Annotated in this window: 9 protein-coding genes; 6 read left to right on the top strand and 3 right to left on the bottom strand. The window is 66.6% G+C overall.

Going from position 1 to position 18720, the window contains the following annotated elements; genetic code table 11:
* The first annotated feature begins 310 nt into the window (after positions 1-310).
* From OG716_RS08715 to OG716_RS08705, 3 genes are all read left to right on the top strand, one after another.
* Positions 311-868, top strand: coding sequence for a YdcF family protein (locus tag OG716_RS08715; RefSeq protein ID WP_405137146.1), 558 nt, complete (start codon positions 311-313; stop codon positions 866-868).
* 87 nt (positions 869-955) lie between these two features.
* Entirely contained in the window at positions 956-2470 is a 1515-nt protein-coding gene (locus OG716_RS08710) for a DUF222 domain-containing protein (RefSeq protein ID WP_405137145.1), read from the top strand.
* A gap of 312 nt (positions 2471-2782) precedes the next feature.
* Positions 2783-4038, top strand: a protein-coding gene (locus OG716_RS08705; protein WP_405137144.1) for an IS3 family transposase whose coding sequence is annotated in 2 segments (ribosomal slippage) — positions 2783-3062 and positions 3062-4038 — 1257 coding nt in all. Because the reading frame shifts where the segments join, the coding sequence is not laid out codon by codon here.
* 484 nt (positions 4039-4522) lie between these two features.
* On the opposite strand, the gene OG716_RS08700 is transcribed toward OG716_RS08705, so the two are convergent.
* Positions 4523-5764 (bottom strand): PucR family transcriptional regulator, encoded by a 1242-nt coding sequence (locus tag OG716_RS08700; protein ID WP_405137143.1) that lies wholly within the window; start codon positions 5762-5764, stop codon positions 4523-4525.
* A 192-nt stretch (positions 5765-5956) separates the two neighbouring features.
* Positions 5957-8032: an MMPL family transporter gene (locus OG716_RS08695; RefSeq protein WP_405139593.1), complete on the bottom strand. Its 2076-nt coding sequence runs from the start codon at positions 8030-8032 to the stop codon at positions 5957-5959.
* A 349-nt stretch (positions 8033-8381) separates the two neighbouring features.
* Between OG716_RS08695 and OG716_RS08690 the strand changes: the two genes are divergently transcribed.
* From OG716_RS08690 to OG716_RS08680, 3 genes are read left to right on the top strand one after another with little or no spacing between them, the layout of a single operon-like run.
* A complete protein-coding gene (locus OG716_RS08690) occupies positions 8382-14699 on the top strand; it encodes an SDR family NAD(P)-dependent oxidoreductase (protein WP_405137142.1) in 6318 nt (2105 codons plus the stop codon).
* The gene (locus OG716_RS08685) at positions 14696-16120 is read left to right on the top strand and encodes an MFS transporter (protein ID WP_405137141.1); all 1425 of its coding nucleotides are present in this window, start codon (positions 14696-14698) and stop codon (positions 16118-16120) included. The genes OG716_RS08690 and OG716_RS08685 overlap by 4 nt, the downstream gene beginning before the upstream one ends.
* Positions 16117-17502 carry a condensation domain-containing protein gene (locus OG716_RS08680; RefSeq protein ID WP_405137140.1) on the top strand — a complete coding sequence of 462 codons (1386 nt, stop codon included), beginning with the start codon at positions 16117-16119 and terminating at the stop codon, positions 17500-17502. The genes OG716_RS08685 and OG716_RS08680 overlap by 4 nt, the downstream gene beginning before the upstream one ends.
* Here the strand turns inward: OG716_RS08680 and OG716_RS08675 are convergent.
* Positions 17496-18551, bottom strand: a complete 1056-nt coding sequence (locus tag OG716_RS08675; protein ID WP_405137139.1) for an alpha/beta hydrolase — start codon at positions 18549-18551, stop codon at positions 17496-17498. The two genes, OG716_RS08680 and OG716_RS08675, sit on opposite strands and share 7 nt — an antisense overlap.
* Positions 18552-18720 lie beyond the last annotated feature (169 nt).

The raw sequence follows: 18720 nt of genomic DNA, 5'->3' as shown, positions 1-18720 counted from the left end.
AGCCCGACGTACGTTCGTGTTCCGCTGCCGTGTGGGAGTTTCGGCACCGAATCCGGGCTTACGCTAAGCCCGGTGGGAGGGCGTCAGAAGGCACTGCGACGGGGTTCGGAGATCTCACGAAACCGATGGACGCTGTTCATGAAGTGCGACAATATGATTCATCGGGAATGCCGTCACAAATCTGCACGATCGGCGCAGTGACATTTCCGGATATGGGAACTACTTCCGCACAGTCGCATTCGGGTGACGAATCATCGACGACACCGGCTGTCCGTCCGGTCTCAATTCGCGTGAAATTTCTGGAGTTCCCGTGCGCGACTTTCCATTTCCCCGCCTCATCCCCCGTTTGTCGAAAGCGGCGCTGACAGCCGTCCTCGCACTCGGCGTCATCGCGTTCAGCGCACCGACCGCCCACGCCGACCAGCCGGTCCCGCACGGCCCCGACACCGCAATCGTCATCCTCGGTTTCGGCCTGCAGCCCGACGGCACCCTGCGACCGGAACTGATCGACCGATTGCGCGCAGGCTACGTCGAAGCGTTCGTCTCCGCGGCATCACCGGTCATAGTCACCGGCGGCAACCCCCAATCCGGCATCACCGAAGCCCAAGCCATGGCCAATTGGCTTACCTCCCACGGCCTCCCACCGCAGCGCATCCACCTCGAACCCGCCGCCCGCTCCACAGTCGAAAACGCCGAATACTCCGCCCAGCTCATGACCGAACTCGGCACCCCCAACGCCATCCTGATCACCTCGGGCTACCACATGCCCAGAGCCCTGGCCTCTTTCACCGCGGCCGGCATATCAGTCACCAGCACCTACTCCCCCGACGAGCTGTGGAACCTACTGAACTTCGGCCCTAAACCATAGATGAACGGCTCCTCCCGAATCTGAATATCCTTGTATCACAATACAATTAACCTTTCTAGGTCTGTTCTCCCGGAGTAGAATAGAGGCATGGAATCAGGGGGAGAATCCGCAATCGTGACCGGTGCAGCCGCACTGGTCGCTGCGGTCGAATCCCTCACCAACCTGTCGTTGATTCCGTTGCCGGACACCGACATTGTCGCGTTGATGCAGCAGATCGAGACCTGCACTCGCCGGTTGGCGTCGGTGCAACGGGATCTGATCGTGCAAGCCTGCGCCCGGTCATTGCCTGCCCGCAACGGTTCGGGTAGTCCGGCTCTGTATTTGCAATCGGTGCTGCATATTTCGCATGGGGATGCGATCAACCGGTGGCGTGCCGCGGAGGATCTCGCGGTGTGGCATCGCGTCGGTGACAACGCGGACGCGGATATGGTGCCGGTGCTGCCGAGCGTCGCGCAAGCCCTCGATGAGGGTGCGATTTCGCTCGATCATGTGCGGGTCATTCGGCAGGTGATGAATCGGTTGCCCGGCAAGGTCGCTCCCGAAGCCCGCGCGTACGCCGAGAAGCAGCTCGCCTTGCAGGCGCGTGCCTTGGATCCGACGCATTTGCCGAGGATCGGGGAGATGATCCTGGGTTTCCTGGACCCGGACGGCAAGCTGACCGAGGACGCGGACCGGCAGAACCAGCGCAGTGCGGTTCTGAGCCCGCAACGCTACGACCTCATGTCCACCCTCACGGTCGAACTCACCCCCGATGCCCGTGCGGCGTTCGATGCTGTCATGGCGAAGCTGGCGCGTCCGGGGATGTGCAACCCGGCGGACAAGGAAAGCCCGTGGGCTGAGGATGAGGACAACCCGGTACCGCGGGATGTGCTGGAAGCGTGCGCGGCCCGTGATGAGCGCAGCAAGGCCCAACGCCAGCATGACGCCCTGCTGGCGGTGTTGCACCCGGACTTCAACCCCGCCGAACTCGGTTCCCATCGTGGGTTGCCGGTCTCCACGATCATGACCATGAGCATCGAGGATGTCGAACGCGCTGCGGGGGTGGCCACCACCGCCACCGGTGGGCAGGTCCCGGTCGAGAACGCCCTCCGGTTGATGGCCCGCCACTGCAAGACGTTCGTGCTCGTGAAGAACAAGAACGGGATGCCGTTGCATATCGGGGAAATCCGGTTGGCGAACCCGGCACAACGGCTGGCGTTGATCGCCACCGAACGCGGCTGCACCCGCCCGGGGTGCTCGGCTCCGGCGAGTATGGCCGCGGCCCATCATGTGACCGAGTTCAGCAAGGGCGGCCCGACCGATATCGAGAACCTGACCTTGGCGTGCGATCACTGCCACGCTCTGGTCAAGGACGGGCCACGCGGGTGGAAAACCATCAAGCTGGGTGCGGATTCGGATTTTCCGGGTCGGACGGCGTGGATCGCTCCGGCGCATGTGGACCCGTCGCGGACGCCGCGGGTCAATCACCTGCATCACCCGGGGGAGTTGTTGACCGAGGCTCCGCCGTCGATGGGCCCTCGCAACTACTGCAATCCGGTGCGCCCGCAACCGGTTCGGGACCGCTCGGTCCGCCGGACCTCCACACCCCCGGCACGACAATAGGTCCCCCGGCCTCTGGTGTCACCGGCAGGTTGTTCCTGTCGGTGCTAGAGGTCGTTGCCGGACATGGGTTTTCGGGTTCGTGTTCTTCGATCCCTATATTCCAGGCGTTCTTGGTATTTCGCTCTTTGTCTTTCCGCTCTTGTCTTTTCGTGTTGTGTCTGTGAAACCGGACCACAGCCGGTCGACCCCGCTGGTACCGCAGGTATCTCCTCGGCCCGGAAGGTCAACCGGGTACCCCTACCCGACGCCACCAGCACGGTGAATCGCCCCGGGTTTCGTGCCCACTCTCTTTCTTGAGAGGATGGGCAAGTTATGCCAGCGAAGTACGACGAAGCGACCAAGGCCAAGGCTGTCCGGCTGGTCGTCGATCACCGTGACGACTACGACAGTGAGTGGGCCGCGATCACGGCGGTGTCGGCCCGGCTGGGTATGACAGCGGAGACGCTGCGGAAGTGGATCCGGCAAGCCGCGGTCGATCGGGGTGAGGTCGAGGGGACCTCGACAGAGTCGGCCAGGATCATCCGTGAGCAGAAGCGGAAGATCGCCGAGTTGGAGCAGACGATCGAAATCCTTTCTGCGGCAACGTCTTTTTTCGCGCGGGACAAGCACCCGCGACACCGTTAGTGTGTGAGTTCATCGCCGAGCACAAGGCCCGGTTCCCGATTGTGGCGATGTGCCGGGCGTTGACCTCGCGCGGGGTGAAGATTTCGGCGCGCACCTTCCATGCCTGGGCGCGGCGGGCGCCGTCGAAACGGGCATTGTGGGACACCACCCTCACCGAGGTCCTCGCCGGCTACTACGCGCCCGACGAGAACGGTAGACGCAAACCGGAATGCCTGTACGGGGCGGCGAAGATGTGGGCGCACCTGCAACGACAAGGGATCCCGGTCGCCCGGTGCACGGTGGAGCGGTTGATGTGGGCCAACGGCTGGCGAGGTGTGGTGCGGCGCAAGAAGATCCGCACCACCGAGGCAGATCCGGCGGCGGCGCGGGCGGCGGATCGCCAGTTCCGGGTGCCGGCACCGAACCTGCTGATCGTGGCCGACTTCACCTATGTGCGGCTGGCGAGTGGTGCGTTTGTGTACGCGGGGTTCGCCATCGACGCTTACGCGGGCCGGATCCTGGGCTGGGAATGCTCGACCAGCAAACAGACGGCGTTCGTGGAATCGGCGATCCGGCAAGCGGCTGCGCTGCGGGCCCGTGAAGGTCATCCGCTGATCGATACGATTCATCATTCCGATGCGGGAAGCCAGTATACGTCGGTGAAATTCGGTGAGACACTGATGCTTTCCGGACTCAGGCCGTCGATCGGGTCGGTTGGTGACGCATTCGACAATGCCCTCGCCGAGACCACGATCGGCCTCTATAAGACCGAAGCAGTCCGGGACGATTCCCCGTTCCGACGCGGTCCGCTGCACCGCCTGGCTGATGTCGAGCAACTCACCCATGAGTGGGTCAGCTGGTTCAACGAGTCCCGGCTGATGCATCGGCTCGGCCGCAAACCGCCGATCGAGTACGAAGCCGACTACTATGCCGCTCTGACCGAACAACCGGTCGGAGACAGATAACCGGGTGCGCACGAAACCCGGGGCGATTCACGGCCATCTCGGGCCCTGCCCGCACCCAGAAACCCACCACCGCCCCTCGACGCAAGCAACCCAGGTGCACCGGCCTACCTCGGCCTCGAATCCCCCCGAAGCAAGCACTACACAGGCCCTCTCTCCGACCGCACAGCAGGTGCCTACGCGGCATAGACCTGATAACCGTTGCGCCGCTGAGAGACCCGCCGTTCCGCCCATGGTGGCCGACGGCTTCTATACCGAAACCGCCGGTGCACCTGGGTTGCCTGCGTCCCGGACAGGGTTGGTCTGCAAGGGGGTGCGGGCAAAGCCCGAGATGGCCGTGCTGGGCACGTGGGGAGCCGTACCCGGTTGACCTTCCGTGGTTGGGAGAACTATCTGCGGTACCAGCCGGGTCGACCGGCTGTGGTCCCGTTCTCGAGAACAAATACAAAAGACAAAGACAAAGATGCGGTTCGGTTAGACGGTTTGGTTAGGCGGTTCGGTGGGTGTGGGTGTGGTCGCCGAAAGTTCGGGCTATCAGGGCTGCGCGGAGTTGCCAGAGGCCGGAGGTGGCGGTGGGGTCGAAACCCGTTAGTTGGCAGATGCGTTTTATTCGGTAGTCGACTGTGTTTGTGTGGATGTGCATTTGGCGGGCGGTGCGCTGGCGGTTGAGGTTGGTGCTTATGTGGCAGCGGAGGGTGTGTAGGAGTTCGGGGTGGGCGTCCAGGGGGTCCAGGAGGGCGCCTAGGGATTCTCGGCCTGGGCCGGGGCGGGTTAGTTGGTATTCCAGGGCCATATCGGCGAATCGGTACAGGCCGGCTACGCATTCCAGGCGTTGGACCATATCCAGTAGTTCGTGTGCGCGGTCGGCGGCTGAGGGGACCTCGACCGGGGGTGCGACTACTACTGCGGCGGTTACGGGGATTCGCGCTGCGGCCGAGAGGTGGGCGAGGAGTTCGTCCAGTCGGACCGCGATCGGCGATGTTGTGGGAATGAGAATTGTGCCGCCGTCGACGCTCAGGAGCGCGAGTGCGGTCTCGCCGCAGCGGGTGGCCAGTTCGGCTTGCAGGCGGCGCAGTTTGCGGCGGGCGACTACCTTGCCGTCGAGCATGGGGTGGCGCTCATCCGGGTGTTCCGGAATGTCCAGGGCCAGTACGCAATACTCGGCGGCGATGTCGATGCCGCATTCGCGGGCCATCGTCGAGGTGGGGTGCCCGCCGAGCAGCGCGGAGGTGAGGGTGTGCACGGCGCTGTGGTGCTCGCTGACGACCGCCTTGTGTTCGCGCACGTAGGCGCGGGCAACCGTCGCGCTGATGGTGTCGAGCAGCTCCACCACGAGCTTGGCGCCGTCCATCAGGTTGGTGTAATCCTGGGCCGTCGCGCCCGTGGCGATGAGGTCCATGCCGAATTTGAAGCCCTCGTGAATGGAGTGCAGGATCGTCTCGATCGGCACCCCCTCACGCGACCATCCGGCCGCGGCCTCCGACAGCCGTCCGGCCTTGGCCGGAATGTCCTGACCGTCGAGCATGCTCACGGCCAATTCCAGACAGACCCGGGTGACACTGGTGACGTCACCGGAGATGACATCACCGGGCAGGGTGCCGCAGGGGATCACATTGTCGATGAAATGTCCTACCAGCTGCTGAGATACGGTCCCGACGTCTTGCAGCGGGCCGGACATCGGCTTACCGGAAACCGTCAGGCCCGCTCGAAGCGCTTCGTCGGTTGTCATCGTCGACTCCCTTCCGAGGTGATCTACCGCACGTTCACGGTGGAGTTCGAACTCTAAAGTGAAGATCAGCTCACCTTCTACTCCCTTTCGATCCCAGCGCCGACCGACCGCGAATCATGGTGATGGCCTGGGCAAAATGGGGTGAATGCACCACTCCTGCCCTATCCGCCAGCGGCGGATGGCAAGAACCACTCAGCTTTTACTATCGCTTTCGGAACCGCGCCGCAGCCACTTCGGCGCCCACCAGCACCACTCACCGAGCAAGGTCATGGCCGCGGGCACCAGCAGAATGCGCAGCACGGTCGCGTCCAGGAACAGCGCGGCGATCATGCCGTAGGCGATGTACTGCATCATCAGCAGATCGGAGAAGGCGAACGCGCCGACCACAACCAGCAGGATCGCCGCGGCCGCGGTGATGATCCGGCCGGTGCGCACGGTGCCGATGCGCACCGCCTCGGTGGTGGACACGCCCTCCGATCGAGCCTCGGCGATGCGCGAGAGCAGAAAGACCTCGTAATCGGTTGACAGGCCGTAGATTACGGCGACGACCACCACCAGGATGAGCGACATGATCGGCTGCGGTGTGAAACCCAGCGCCTGCGCGCCGTACCCGTCGACGAAGATCCACGTCAGAATCCCCAGTGTCGCACCGAGACCGAGCAGATTGAGCACCGCCGCCTTCAGCGGCAGGACCAGCGAGCCGAACGCCAGGAACATCAGCACGGTGGTCGCCGACAGCACCAGCAGGAGCATCCACGGCATGCGGTCGGTCAGAGTCCGGAGACTGTCGTGCTGAACGGCCGGTGAACCCCCGACCAGCACCGTCGTACCGGGTGGCGCGGCGATCGAGCGCAAGCTGTCGATGGTGGCCGACGCATTGTGCGGATCGAGCAGCGGCGCGTCGGTGGCGAAGACATCCGGCTGGGTGCCGCTGCGCCGGGGCACGCCGAAGTGACCTGCCAGGCCGGGTGCGTGATTCGCTTGCTCCCACACCGTTCCGGCAGCACGAGGATCGCCGGTGCGAATGATCAACTGCACCGGATCGATACGCCGCAGTGGGAACAGTGCGTCGAAATCCTGCTGGGCAACCCGGGTGGGATGCTGCGGCGGCAGGAAGAGTTCGCTGACGCCGCCGAACCTGATATCCGCGACCGGCGCGATGAGCAGCAGCAAGCCCGCGCACACCGGAATCAGCACGGCGAGTGGATGTTTCACGACCAGTCCAATGATGCGGTGCCAGAACACCCCGGAGCGCGGCCCCGCCGCCCGGAACCAGCGCACCCCGAGCAGGTCCACTCGGCGACCGAGGACGCTCAGCAGCGCCGGCAGCACGGTCACCGCGGTGAGCGCGGCCAGGGCGACGGTCACCATCGCGCCGTAGGCGAACGAGCGCAGGAAGTTCTGCGGAAACAACAGGACACCGCTGCTGGCGACAACGACGATGACGGCGGAGAACACCACGGTGCGCCCGGCGGTCGACACCGAACGCCGTACCGCGTCCCGCACCTCGCATCCTGCCGCCAGCTCCTCGCGGAAGCGACTCACGATGAACAATCCGTAGTCCACCGCAAGTCCCAGCCCGATCATCGAAACAACAGGGGAAGCAAAGGAATTCACCGCGACAGTCGAGGTGATCACACGCAGCACGCCCCAGGCCGCGAGTACGGTCAGGCCGCCCGCGAACAACGGTAGTGCCGCAGCCACGACCCCGCCGAACAGGAAGAACAGCAGCACCGCCACCGCCGGGATGGCAAGCAATTCCATCCGCCGCTGGTCCTCGGTCATGGTGTCCGTCAGTGCCGCACCGACGGCCTGCCCGCCGGCCACCTCCATATCGACCCCCGGCAGCCGGAAGGCGTCGGTCACCCTGTGGAAATTGCGAATGAGCGTGGTGTCATCGTCGCCCGCGATCGCGACGGAGGCGAAGGCAGCATCCCGGTCGGCCGTGCCGAAGATAGACCGTTGCGCCACACCGGTTTCGGTGGGCCAGTAGGCACCATTGATCTTGGCGATCTCGTCGGGATGGCCCTGCGGCAGGCTGTTCAGATAGCCCGTGACCGTCCGCGAGAATTCCGGATCATCAACCGTTCTACCGGCGGGGGCGTGGAACAGCAGAATCACATCGCCGGTGTGATCACGCCCGAAGGCCCGCTCCCGCAGACTCATCGCACGCACCGATTCCGACCCCGGATCGTCCCAGCCGCCCGAGCTCAGGTGGTCCGGTAATCCGAGGCCGTACCCACCGAGCGCGAGCAACCCGGCGACCATGACGCCGAGCACCAGAAAACGCCGCCGGACCACGAATTCTCCCCAGCGTGCGAAAGCGATGAACAATGGCCACTCCCAGCGTCGTTCGAATCGCGTGCCGATGCTACGGCCGATCACGGCCGGATGAATTCCACGACAGGCGATTCGTGGCCGCTCACAGTCGCGGTCGCCAAGGTTTGTGCCCTGGATCAACGTTCGAATTCCGGCGGCCGAAATCCCTGGCAGCGCACGTACTATCGGCCCACAACCCTGCACCGGCGCATCGGATGAGCGAAACCGTGCACAGCTGGGCGATTCTTCCGCTGTCCCCTCGGGTGAACGGCGGTGTCACACATTCTGGAGGAAACGTATGTCGGATATCGCCGTCGTCGGTATCGGCTGCCGTTATGCCGGCGGAATCGATTCACCGGAGAGTTTCTGGGAATTCGTCATCGACAAGCGGGACGCGGTCGTCGATATTCCGGCAAGCCGCTGGGATTACCGCCGCTGGTACGACCCGGACCGGCGCACGCCGGCGCGCAGTTACACCAAGCGCGGGGCGTTCCTGACCAATGATCCGTGGGAGTTCGATCCCGATTTCTTCGGCATCTCCCGGCGCGAGGCGATCGGACTCGATCCGCAGCAGCGATTACTGCTGGAGGTCACCTGGGAGGCGCTCGACGATGCGGGTGTGGCCGGGCATGCCTCGGGCGCGGCGGTCGGGGTGTACGTCGGCGGGTTCGTGGTGGACCAGTCGGTGGTCGGTGTGGTCGGGCCCGCGCTGCCGCATGTCGATATGCATACGGCCGCGAGCGCGTCCTACACCATGCTGTCGAATCGAATCGCGTACGCACTCAATCTGACCGGCCCTGCGCTCACGGTGGATACGGCGTGCTCGTCCTCACTGGTCGCCGTGGATCTGGCGTGTCAGTCCCTCGAACGCGGTGATTGCACGGTCGCGCTGGCGGGCGGGGTGAACGTCATGCTCCAGCCGGAGACGTTCGTCATGATGTGCAAGGGCGGATTCCTGGCCGCGGACGGCCGCTGCAAATCCTTCGATGCCGCCGGTGACGGGTACGGGCGCGGTGAGGGCGGCGGCATGGTCGTGCTCAAGCGGCTGAGCGATGCGGTGCGCGACGACGACCGCATCTACGCGGTGATCAAGGCGACCGGCACCAACCAGGACGGGCGCACCACCGCTATTACGGTGCCCAATGCCACCTCGCAGGAGGCGCTGGCCCGAACCGTCTGCGCCCGTGCGGGATTGGCGCCGGAGGACATCACCTACGTGGAAGCGCACGGCACCGGGACACCGGTCGGCGACCCGATCGAGCTGCGGGCGCTGGGCAGCGTCTACGGTGTGGCCCCGGGCCGGACCAGCACGCTCGGCGTCGGTTCGCTCAAGGCCACACTCGGCCATACCGAGGCCGCCTCCGGTGTCGCGAGCATCATCAAATCCGCACTCGCGCTGCGGCATCGGACCATACCGCCACAGGGCTGGTTCGAGACCGCCCATCCGGATATCCCCTTCGCGTATCTGAATCTGCACGTCCAGCTCGACCCCGAGCGGGTCGGCCCGGAGGTCGAGCGAATGACGTTCGCTGTCAACGGATTCGGCTACGGCGGCACCAATGCGCACGTGATCATGCAGGAGTTCCCGGCCGAGGCGTCCACAACTCCGATCGCGCCCCGGCACTTCGGGGTGCTGCCGATCTCCGGCCGCAGTCCGGCGGCGGTACGCGAGCTGGCGGGCCGCTTCGCCGATCTGCTGGCCGGCGGCGCCGATCCCGGTCACCTCGCGGAGGCGGCGTGGACGCGGATGGCGCATCATTCCTTCCGCACCGGGGTGCTCGTCGGGGACGACCTGGTGCGGGATCTGCGCCGCTACGGCGCGGGTGACGGCCGGGACGCGGTGCGCACCGTCGCGCATCGCGTCGCCGAGCCGGTGTTCGTCTTCTCCGGGATGGGTCCGCAGTGGTGGGGCATGGCACGCGAACTCCTGTGTGCCGAAGGCGTATTCGCGGCCACGGCGCGACAGGTCGATACGGCGTTCCGGGCGGTGTCCGGCTGGTCGATCATCGAGGAGCTGATGCGGCCGGAGGCACAGTCGCGAATGAGCGCCACCGAAGTCGCGCAGCCCGCCAACTTCCTCGTCCAGGTGGCGCTGGTGGCCGCACTGGCGGAGTTCGGCATCGCGCCCGCCGCCATTGTGGGGCACAGTGTCGGCGAGGTGTCGGCGGCCTATGTGGCGGGCGTACTTTCGCTCGAGGACGCCGTGACGGTCGCGTACCACCGTGCCAGATTGCAGGCCACCACGGCCGGATCCGGCGGCATGCTCGCGGTCGGGCTCACGGCGGAACAGGCGCACGCACTTGTCGACGACGATCCGCGCGTGGATATCGCGGCAATCAACAGTGCCGGATCGCTCACCCTCTCCGGTGACGTGGACCGGCTCGACGAGATTGCCGAACAACTCACCGACGACGGCATTTTCGCCCGCCGCCTGCGCGTGGAGGTGCCCTATCACAGCCGATTGATGGACCCGATACTCGAGGAACTGCGCACCGGCCTGGCGCGGCTGACAGTCCGCCGTCCGGTATTGCCGCTCTACTCGACCGTGACCGGCGAAATGGTGACCGGCGCGAGCTGGGACGCCGAGTACTGGTGCGCCAATGTGCGCCAGCCGGTGCGGTTTTCGGCCGCGATCAGCGCCCTCGTCGCCGCCGGCAGTCAGGTGTTCCTGGAGGTCGGCCCGCATCCGGTGCTGTCGGGCAATATCCGGGAACTGCTGCTCGGCGCCGGCGATACCGGAGTCACCGCGGCGACTCTCGATCGCAAGCAACCGGATTCGGTGAGTCTGCGGCAGACCCTGATCGGTCTCTACGGCGCCGGTGTCCTCGACACCACGGTCCTGTTCCCCGCGGATCGGCCGCCCACGCCGCATATTCCACTCCCCCGCTATCCGTGGCAGCGCACCCGATTGCATTCCGCGCTTCCGCTTTTCGAGCAGATGCGGATGGGCACCCCCGGCGGTCACGTCATGCTCGGCGATCCGGATCTGGAGGGCAGGTCCGGCTGGCTGCTGCAGATCGGATCGGAGAATCTGCCGTGGGTCGCCGACCATGTGGTCGCGGGTACCCGGATCTTGCCCGGCGCAGCCTATGTGGATGCGGCGCTCAGCGCGGCCGCGAGCAGGCTGGGTGGCACCCGGGTCGCCTTGGACAATGTTCGCTTCGTCGCGCCGCTGATCATGGCTGGACCGGATGTGCCGCTGCTGGAGACCAGCATCGAGGATTCCAGCGGCCGATTCCTGATTCGATCCCGCACTGCGACCGGTTCGGTGTGGACCGTGAACGCGACCGGGCGCGTGCTCACCGGGAGCTACGAATCATCGAAAATCGAACCACCCCATATCGATTCCGAGGTGGAGCTCGATCCAGAGCTGTTCTATGCCGCACTGGCAGCCCGCGGCCTGCAGTACGGCCCGGCGTTCCGGCGGGTGACCTCCGTGCGGGCCAGCGCCGATGCGGTGGTGGCCACCGTCGACGGCGCGATCGCCGCCGGCTCGGGACATCTCGTGCACCCGGCGGTGGTCGATGCGGCCATGCAGACCGTGGCGCTGCTGTTCGCCGATGCGAGTCTCGGCGAGGGGGCCATGGTGCCGGTCGGCGTGGACGAGGTCCGGCTGTACGGCCCACTGCCGGAACAGGTCACCGTGGTCACCCGCCGCGACCGGTCGTCCGCGCTGCGCGCCCACGTGGATCTGCTGGATGCCGACCGGAACCTGTGCCTGCAACTGGTCGGCGTGCGCATCGGTGCGCTCAGCCCCGGGGCCGGCCCGCTGCATCGGATGGTCGACTTCTTCTACGCCGACACCATGGAGCAGCGCGACCGGATCGATCCGAGCGCCCTGCGCACCGCCGAGACGACCTGCACCATCGTGGTGGGCCTGGGGCGGCCGCCGCGCGCCGAGCGGCTGGCCTCGGTCCTGCTCCACTCCCGATATCTGCCCGCCGAACCCGAGGACGAGACCCTCGAGGCCGACCTCACCGCGCAATTGACAGCCGCTGCCGCGGAACCCGGGGTGCGGCAGGTGCACGTCGCCGTGGTGGCAGGCGTGGTGCCCGACGATGTCGCGGCGCTCTGGACGCTCAAGCGAATCGCCGTCACCGTCGAGGAATTCGCCGCCACGCACGACACCGGCGAGGCGCTGTCCGCCGGGGAAGGCCCGTGCTACGCCACCCTGGTCACCGAGAGCGCGTTCGCACTGCCTGCCAGCCCGGTGCCGCCGAATTCGGCACATGCCGCGCTCGCCGGGGCGCGGCGGGTTCTGCTCAACGAGCAGCTGCGGCTGCGCTGGCGGCTGATCGATACCGAGCCCGGCATTCCGCTCATCGATTTGATCACCGAGCTGTCGGTTCCGGGCGCGTTCACACTCGACGACTCCGACGAGGTCATCCTGCGCGCCGGAAAACGCTGGGCTCCCGTCGTGACTCGCCCACTGCAGCAGCGCGTCGACGCCCTGGATACCGCTGCACCACTGAATGATCCGGAGGCCGCGTTCGGGCTGGAGGTGCCGAGGTCGCGGCTGTTGTCGGCACTGGCCTGGCGCGGCTGTCCGCGCCCGGATCCGGGGCCCGGCGAGGTCGAGGTGCGCATGCGGGTGATCGGGCTCAACTACAAGGATCCACTCAAGGTGATGGGCATCCTCGGGGAAAGGGAGCTGGCCGCAACATTTTTCGGCACCAAGCCGGGTATGGAGGGCGTGGGCACCGTCGAGCGAGTCGGCCCGGGTGTCACGGGACTGGTTGCCGGGGATCAAGTGGCTGTCGCCGCCAAAGACATGATGCGCCGGTTCCGGGTCGTGAGCGAGCGCCTCGCGATCCGGCTGCCGCTCGGTGCACAGCCCGAATTATGCACCAGTACCACCTCATTCGGCACCGCCGAGTACGCGCTGCACGATCTGGCGCGGCTGCTGAAGGGCGAGACGGTGCTGATCCACGGCGCGGCGGGCGGGGTGGGCTCGGCCGCCATCCAGGTCGCGAAGGCACTGGGGGCGCGCATTATCGGTACGGCGAGCACCGATGAGCGGCGGGCCCATATCCTCGCCCTCGGTGCGGATCATGCCCTCCCCTCGCGCTCGCTGAACTTCGCCGACGATGTCCTCGCGCTCACCGACGGCGCGGGCGCCGAGGTGGTGCTCAGCACCGCACCCGGTGAGATGCTGCGGCAGAATTTCAAGGCCGTGGCCGAATTCGGCCGCATAGTCGAGATCGGCAAGGCCGACATCTACACCGGCGGACTGCTGGAACTGGCCAATTTCGACAAGAATCTGAGCTACTTCTCCGTCGATCTGGATCGCATGTGCGCTGTGCGCCCGCTGCAGCTGGCGGAGCTGCTGCGCCGGGTCTACGACAAGATGGAGACCGGCGTCTACCAGGCCCTGCCGTACGAGCTGTTCGAAACCCACGAGGTGGCACAGGCTTTCGACGAGGTCATCCGTTCCACGCGGTCGGCGCGCGTGGCCCTGCGGATGGATTCGCCCGCCCCGCCGGTGCGGCCACTGCTGCCGGAGGTCGAGATCGGCGCCGCGGCAACATATCTCATTACCGGCGGCTTCGGTGGTTTCGGCCTGGCCACCGGACGCTGGCTGGTCAGCAAGGGCGCGCAGCGGCTGGTCCTGGTGGGGCGCAGCGGCGCCGCCACCGCGGCCGCCCGCCAGCAGATCGCGGCCTGGCGGGCACTGGGTGTGCGGGTCGCCGAGGAATTGGCGGACGTCACCGATACCGACGCGGTCGCGGCGGTCGTCGCCCGTGCGCACACCGCCGAGTATCCGCTGCGGGGCATCTTCCACACCGCAGGTGCGGTGTCGGACAACAGGATTGCGGCAATGGACCTCGATCAGTTGACTCGAGTATACCGGCCGAAGGTGCACGGGGCACGGGCCCTGCATCAGGCGGTGACCGAGGCGGGCATCGCACTGGACATGTTCGTGCTGTACTCCTCCGGCGGCTCCATGTTCGGCATCTTCGGCCAGTACAACTACTGCGCGGCCAATGTGGCGGTGGAGGCGCTGGCCGAGCGGTGGGCCCGTGCGGGCATACCGGCGATGTGCATCGGCTGGGGTCATATGTCCGGGGCGACCGGCGGTATGGCGGCCGAGGACAAGGTGTCGAAATATCTCGACCTGGTCGGCTTCGCACCGATCGATATGGCGGACGGCACCGCGTATCTGGAGCAGTCGCTGCGACTGGGGGTGACCCGGGCGGCGATCATTCCCACCGATTGGGGCAAGCTCACCGCCGCCTTCCCGCAGATGGCCCGGACCGGACGGCTGGCCGCGCTGGTGGCGTCCTCGGTGCAGGACAATTCGGCACTGGCCCAATTGAAGTCCGAACTCCATGCCCTCGAGGAGGGCAAGCGCGGGCAGGCCGTGGCGCGCATGCTCGCCGATCAGCTGGCGGTGGTGATGGGCGTGGCGCCGGAGTCGATCGATCTGACGGTTCCGGTGCCCGAACTCGGCCTCGATTCGCTCATGGCCGTCGAATTCGGGGCCCGGGTGGGCAAGCAGCTCGGCATCGAGCTGATGGCATTGCAGATGGGGCGGTCGTTCAGCCTGCAGCAGGCCGGGCCGAAGGTGGCCGAACTGATTCTCGCCGCCGGCGAGCCGATCGGGGCGCGGCGGTGACCGAGACCGCCGCGCGCCCGCCGGAGGAACGGGCGGATGATGCGGCGGGCGCGTGGATCGCCTTCGGCGGCTGCCTGATCGCGGTCTTCATGCAGATGATCGACGTGACCATCGTGAACACCGCGCTGCCGAGCCTGACCGCGGACCTGGGCGCGTCCCGGCAGGCGCAATTGCTGGTGGTGTCGGCGTATTCGCTGGCCTTCGCCTGCACACTGCTGACCGCGGCCCGCATCGGTGAACTGGCCGGTCGGCGCGCGGTGTTCCTGGTCTCGGTGGCGGCATTCACCGGCGCCTCGGTGTGGTGCGGAATCTCCGGCAGCGCAGGCGAACTCATCGCCGCACGGGTGGTGCAGGGCATGGCGGGCGCGGGCATGGCGGCACAGACCATCGCCATCCTGACGGCCACCTTCCCGCGCGACCGGCACGGGCAGGTGTTCGCGCTGTACGGCGCGACCGCCGGATTCGCCGGCATGCTCGGGCCGATTCTGGGCGGAGCGCTGCTGACCCTGAATCCCTGGGGGCTGGGCTGGCATTCGGTGTTCCTGCTCAACCTGCCCCTCGGCGTACTCGCATTCGTGCTGGCACTGCGCTATCTGCGACTCGGCCGCCCGCCGACGCGGACCCGACTCGATCCGGGCGGGGCGGTGCTGTCGAGTGTGGCGCTGTTCGGGTTGCTCGCCGCGCTCGCCGACGCCCAGCAGAACGGCTGGCGCGCGGGCACGGTCGTCATGCTCGTGGCGGCGCTGCTGTGGGCGGCGGTGTTCTTCGCCCAGCAGCGCGGGAAGGCCCGGCAGGGCGGCAATCCGCTGCTGCGATTCGATCTGTTCGCCGATCGCGGTTTCGCCATCGGCTCGGTGCTGATCACCGTATTCTTCGGCCTGTTCACGGCTTTCGTCTTCGCCGTATCGATCACGCTGCAGGACGAGCTGCGGTTCTCACCGTGGCGCACCGGTCTGATGATGACGCCGTTCGCACTGGGTGCGGGCGCGGGTGCGCTCGTTTCGCCGATACTGCTGCGGCGGTGGGGAGTTCGAACGCTCGCCGCCGGAATCACCGCGTACGGCGTGTGTGTCGCGATCGGGGCCGGTTATCTGCACGTGTGCGCCGGCGTCATTTCCCTCCCCTTGGCGGTGGGTCCGATCTTCTTGTCCGGGTTGGGCGTCGGATTGTTCGGCGTCCAGCTGCCACCGCTCATGCTGTCGAGGCTGGATCAGCAGCAGATGGACGCCGCCTCGGGACTGCTGCCGACCATCGAGCAGATCGGCAACGGACTGGGACTCGCGGTGCTCAGCGCCGTCTTCTTCCGCGTACACACATTGGCCGGCAGCGTCACCGTGTTCGCGGCAATCGCGGTGGTAGCCCTGTGTCTGGGGGCGCTGGCCCTCGCGCTGCCGGAACGAAAAGCGGTGGCACCGTGGTGAGTTTCGGGTTGATCGACGAGTGGGAGCCTGCTCCGGGGCGGCTGCTGAGCTGGGTGGCGGCACCGGAATCGATCGCGCGGGCGGCGCAGGCCCCTGTTCATCCGGCGCCGCCGTCCCATCAGCAGGAGCAGTATCTGCGCGCCGCGGACCGCAATGCGGCAGCCGACTTCCGGTACTCCGGACTGTGCCTGGTGACCGCCGAGGTCCCCGAACTCCTCGACCGGGAGGCCATGACGCGGGCGATCAATGCTTTCCTGCTGCGGCACGACACCTTTCGGACCTGGTTCGACATCTCGGCCTCCGGCGCGGTGGTGCGGCATCTGGTTCCGGCGGAGGCCGTCGAATTCGTTCCGGTGGACAATGGCGAAATCGACAATGCCGAGGCCATTCGCCAGCACATTCAGAAGACGACTCCCGGCCCGTTCCAATGGGACTGCTTCACCTTCGGGGCGATCGAGCACAGCGGGTCGACAACGCTGTATCTTGCGGTCGATCACCTGCATACCGACGGTGTCGCGCAATACATCTCGTGCTTCGATCTGGCGCAGCTGTACGCCCGCGAGACCGGTGCGGATATCGAACTACCGGTACAGCCGGCCAGTTTCCTCGACTACTGCGCCCGCGAGCGGGAACATTCGGACCGGCTGACGGCCGCGACGCCGGGCGTGCGGAAGTGGCTGGAACTCGTGCGCGGCAATGACGGCGAATTGCCCTCGTTCCCTTTGGCTCTGGGGAAACGGCTGGACGGCTACAACCGCAGCGCACACCGCACCGCCGCCCTGTTCGACGAGGAGGAGGCGCAGCGCTTCGAACAGGCCTGCCAGGCGGGCGGCGCGGAATTCGCCGGAGGCATTTTTGCGGTGGCCGCGCTCACCGAGCGTGAACTCACCGGCGGTGACTACTACTTCGGCATGACCCCCATCAGCACGCGCGGATCCGTGGCGGAAATGGCCTCGGTCGGGTGGTACGTGACGCTGGTCCCCGTCGCGTTCCCCGTCGCCGCGAACGCGGCGTTCGCCCGCACGGTCACCCGTGCACAGCGGGCCTACGAGAGCGGTCTGCGGCTGACCTCGGTGTCGTTCCATCGGGTACTGGAACTCGCGGCGGACCACACCGGGATCGCGGTGCCGCCCGGCTGGGTGACGCCGATGATCTCGTATGTGGACGCCCGCGAATTCGCCGGCAGCGAGCTCTACGACGAACTGCGCGGCGGCGTATACGCCAATCGCGCGGCCAGCGAGGAGGTCCTCATCTGGATCAACCGGCTGCCCGCGGGGACATCGCTGAGCGTGATCTATCCCGATACGCCGGTGGCGCACGAATCAGTGGATCGCTATGTGGCCGTAATGAAGTCGGTGTTCCTCGAGGCCGCCGGTCACTGACCGAGCGCGGCGGCGAACATCGGCCAGGAATTGTGCAGATCCTCCTGCCAGTAACCCCAGGAGTGGGTACCGCTCGGCCGCAGATCGAAGGTCGCGGGAATGTCCAAGCCCCGGAGGCGATCCCGCAGCTGCCCGGTGCACACCGCGGTGACGGCGTCGAGAATGCCGCCGATGACGAGCTGATCGGCCAGCTTCACCGGACTGCCGTCGATACCGGGACCGGCCAGCGAATCGAGCGGACCCGGCGCGCCGGTGCCCGAGGAGACGTAGATCGCCGTACCGCGCAGCCCGGCGGCGTGCAGATACGGATCGTTCGCGGACCAGGCGGGATCGGCGGGCGGCCCCCACAGATTGCGCGGATCTCCGCGCTGGGACGCCACAATGGCATCCACCATGAGCTGGCCCGCCGCATCGCCGGTGCGTACGCAGCCGCTGTAGGAGCCGATCGCGCGGTAGCGGCCCGGTGCGGCCAGCGCCAATCGGAATACCGCCGAGCTCGCCATGGACGGGCCCGCCAGTGCGTTCCGGCCGCTGCCGCCGAAGGCGGTGTCCATGATGGGCGGCAGTTCCTGGGTGAGGAAGGTGCTCCAGCGCTGTCTGCCCAGGACCGGATCGTCGGCCCGCCAGTCGGCGAAGAAACTGCCCGCGCCACCGATCGGGATCACCACGGTGACCTGTTTGTCGGCGAAGAAGTCCTCGATATCGGTCTTGGTCAGCCAATTGCCGCCGTCGCTCCACCGCCCGGTATCGGTGCCGCCGTCCACACCGTTGAGAAGATAGAGCGTGGGTGCGGGACGTGAATCATCCGGAGCGGGCAGCACTTCCACCGGAATGAGGCGATCCATTGCCGCCGAGTACACACTCAGGTCGAGGATCCGGCCCGGTCCCGGTGCCGCGACGACGAGCCGCGCACCGTCGGAGGCGGGACGGCCGGCGGACATGGCTCGCACCGATCTCGGAATGCCGGTCCCGGGCGGCGGTTCGGCCGCGGCGGATCCGCTCATGCCGAACAGCACAGCGGTGAGCAGCAATACGGTCACGCGAACCATGCGGGCGAACCTAGGCCCGGAAATTGCCGCGCCGCAGCCCGATCGGAAGTCTCTGGAGAACCGACCAGCTCAACCGCATCGGCACTGGTATTCACCACAAACTTGCCCAGGATTCGCCCTGGTGACCGAATTGCGCTGTTAGCGTGCAGATTCGGATCCGATGTCGTAT

Origin of the sequence: Nocardia sp. NBC_01388, from assembly GCF_045040085.1 — a bacterium.
Lineage (GTDB): Bacteria > Actinomycetota > Actinomycetes > Mycobacteriales > Mycobacteriaceae > Nocardia.
The sequence above is the reverse complement of the archived record's forward strand: the minus strand, read 5'-3'. Positions and strand labels throughout refer to the sequence as shown.

Excerpts from the sequence above, each read along its gene's own strand:
- OG716_RS08710 (WP_405137145.1), top strand. The coding sequence starts at position 956 with ATGGAATCAGGGGGAGAATCCGCAATCGTGACCGGTGCAGCCGCACTG.
- OG716_RS08700 (WP_405137143.1), bottom strand. The coding sequence starts at position 5,764 with ATGACAACCGACGAAGCGCTTCGAGCGGGCCTGACGGTTTCCGGTAAG.
- OG716_RS08695 (WP_405139593.1), bottom strand. The coding sequence starts at position 8,032 with ATGGTCGCCGGGTTGCTCGCGCTCGGTGGGTACGGCCTCGGATTACCG.
- OG716_RS08690 (WP_405137142.1), top strand. The coding sequence starts at position 8,382 with ATGTCGGATATCGCCGTCGTCGGTATCGGCTGCCGTTATGCCGGCGGA.
- OG716_RS08675 (WP_405137139.1), bottom strand. The coding sequence starts at position 18,551 with ATGGTTCGCGTGACCGTATTGCTGCTCACCGCTGTGCTGTTCGGCATG.